Here is a 2,724-nt window from a genome sequence, read left to right on the forward strand (position 1 = left end):
TAAAGTACTGTTAAAGACATTGAAGAGAAAAGTAATGTCAACCTAAATTCTTAGAGAGTCCTGGTAGCTGAAAAGGGATAATGGAAGTTGAGATGAAAATGGTCTTGGAGTTGCATACCGAGGGAAACTTAGGCTATGACGGATTCACCCGTTAACGTGATAAAGTATAGTTGTACTTGATAAGGTAATTACTGTGAGGTAATTACGAATAAAGGTGGTAACACGGGAATATATATCTCGTCCTTGTATAGGGACGGGATTTTTTGTATATAAGGAGGTCTAGAATATGATTCAAATACAAGATATTGTAAAGACATTTACATCTAAAGGTGAAGATATTCATGCGGTAAGAGGTGCAAACTTAGAAATCGCTGATGGTGAAATCTTTGGAATCATTGGTTATTCTGGTGCAGGTAAGAGTACCTTAGTTAGAATTATTAACCAATTAGAAAAACAAAGTAGTGGTAAAGTCATCATTGATGGAGAAGATATTAGTCAATTGAGTACGAAACTACTTCGTAAGAAAAGACAAAAAATTGGGATGATCTTTCAACACTTTAACTTATTGTGGTCAAGAACAGTTGAAGAAAATATTGAATTTCCATTGGAAATTGCAGGTATTTCAAAAATCGAAAGAAAAGAACGAGTACAAAAATTAATTAATCTTGTGGGTCTTGAAGGAAGAGAAAAAGCATATCCTAGTGAATTATCAGGAGGGCAAAAACAAAGAGTGGGTATCGCAAGAGCACTTGCGAATAATCCAAGTATTCTACTTTGTGATGAAGCTACATCAGCTCTTGATCCTGAAACAACAGATTCAATCTTAGAATTACTTGATCGTATAAATCGTCAATACAACATTACAATTATTGTGATTACTCACCAAATGGAAGTTGTACAAAAACTTTGTCATAGAGTTGCAGTTATGAGTGATGGTAAAGTTGTTGAACTGGGGACAGTGAAAGAAATATTTGAACATCCAAAAGATGATGTTACAAAACGATTTGTACAAACTGTAGAAGGTAAAAATATTGATGTTATACGTAGAGAGTTAAAGAAATTATATCCTTATGGACAAGTGTTACGTTTGAACTTTACTGGTGATATTAGTAATGAAGCAATACTCGCAACGGTTATTCGTAAAACAACACTACCAGTTAGTATCGTAAATTCAAATATCACTCACTCACAGGTGGGACCCATGGGCGTCATCTATGCCCATGCATCAAACGGAAGTGATGAAGAATATAAACAGTTTGTGGAACTGTTAGAAAAGGAAGGAGTAAAAGTTGATATTCTATGACAGAACTATTACAAAAAATAAATATTGATCAATTTGTTGTAGCATTAAATGAAACATTATTCATGACCTTTACATCCTTAATTCTATCAGTCATCTTTGGATTAATTATTGGTGTTCTCTTATTCAGTACTCAATCGGAGGGGTTATACAAGAATAAAGTATTGAATGCAGGTACAGATTTTATTATTAATGTGCTGCGTGCGATACCATTCATTATTATATTGATTTTAGTTATACCGTTTACAAAGATGTTAGTTGGAACAATGCTTGGGGCCAAAGCAGCGATACCATCTCTCGTCATTGCGGCGACTCCCTTTTATGCAAGACTTGCAGTCATTGCATTTACGGAAGTTGATAAAGGAACAATTGAAGCAAGTAAAGCGATGGGAGCAAGTAAACTTGAAATTATCACAAAAGTACTTATTCCAGAAGCTCTACCAGCTTTAGTTTCAGGCATTTGTGTTACAGGGATTTCACTAGTATCATACACTGCAATGGCGGGAGCCATTGGTGCTGGAGGTTTAGGAAATCTTGCGTATCTCTATGGCTTTGCTAGACGAGATAACGTTGTACTTGTTATCGCAACAGTACTTGTCATCATCATCGTATTCTTAATACAAGGTGTTGGTGACCACATCGTCAAGAGAATTGACAAACGATAAATCGGAGGAAAAGAAAATGAAGAAAGTATTAAAAACATTACTCGCTGGATTACTAGTTTTAGGACTTGCTGCTTGTTCAAGCAAACCAGCACCAGAAGCAACACCAGAAACAACTGAACCTACAACAGGTGAAACAACTAAATTAGTTGTATCTGCAACATTAGACCCACATGCTAAAATCTTAGAATTCGCAAAACCAATCCTTGCTGAAAAAGGAATTGAACTTGAAATTCAAGTATTAGATGACTACTATATTTTCAACAAAGCTTTAAATGATGGTGAAGTAGATGCTAACTATTTCCAACATGTTCCTTTCTTTGATGGAGAAGTTGAAGCAAATGGTTACAAAATTGTAAACGCTGCTGGTATTCATATTGAACCATTTGGATTCTATTCAAAAACAGTAAAATCAGTTGATGAAATTAAAGATGGTGCAACAGTTATTATTTCTAACTCTATCGCTGATCATGGACGTATCTTATCAATTCTTGCAAAATCAGGAGTTATTACTTTAGCTGATGGTGTTGATGCACAAAACGCAACAATTGAAGATATCACTGAAAATCCTAAAAACTTAAAATTCCAAGAAGTAAAACCTGAACTTCTTACTACAGTATTTGAACAAGGTGAAGGCGATTTAGTTGCTATCAATGGTAACTATGCAATTCAAGCTGGATTAAATCCAACTACAGATGCAGTAATTCTTGAACAAGCTGATGCTACAAATCCTTATGTAAACATCGTTGCAGTACAAGAAGG

At 34.9% G+C, this 2,724-nt stretch carries 3 protein-coding genes and 1 other annotated feature; all 3 genes read left to right on the forward strand.

Going from position 1 to position 2,724, the window contains the following annotated elements; translation table 11 throughout:
- The first annotated feature begins 10 nt into the window (after positions 1-10).
- Positions 11-248 (forward strand) — a binding site (T-box leader).
- A gap of 38 nt (positions 249-286) precedes the next feature.
- Positions 287-1,303 carry a methionine ABC transporter ATP-binding protein gene (locus RR643_RS11520; RefSeq protein WP_332470190.1) on the forward strand — a complete coding sequence of 339 codons (1,017 nt, stop codon included), beginning with the start codon at positions 287-289 and terminating at the stop codon, positions 1,301-1,303.
- Complete coding sequence (locus RR643_RS11525) at positions 1,300-1,965, forward strand: methionine ABC transporter permease (protein WP_332470191.1); 666 nt, start codon at positions 1,300-1,302, stop codon at positions 1,963-1,965. Before RR643_RS11520 ends, RR643_RS11525 begins: the two co-directional genes overlap by 4 nt.
- 16 nt (positions 1,966-1,981) lie before the next feature.
- A partial coding sequence (locus RR643_RS11530) for a MetQ/NlpA family ABC transporter substrate-binding protein (protein ID WP_332483305.1) occupies positions 1,982-2,724 on the forward strand: 743 nt, incomplete at its 3' end.

Origin of the sequence: Anaerorhabdus sp. (assembly GCF_036637135.1) — a bacterium.
Lineage (GTDB): Bacteria > Bacillota_I > Bacilli_A > Erysipelotrichales > Erysipelotrichaceae > Anaerorhabdus.

Excerpts from the sequence above, each read along its gene's own strand:
- RR643_RS11520 (WP_332470190.1), top strand. The coding sequence starts at position 287 with ATGATTCAAATACAAGATATTGTAAAGACATTTACATCTAAAGGTGAA.
- RR643_RS11525 (WP_332470191.1), top strand. The coding sequence starts at position 1,300 with ATGACAGAACTATTACAAAAAATAAATATTGATCAATTTGTTGTAGCA.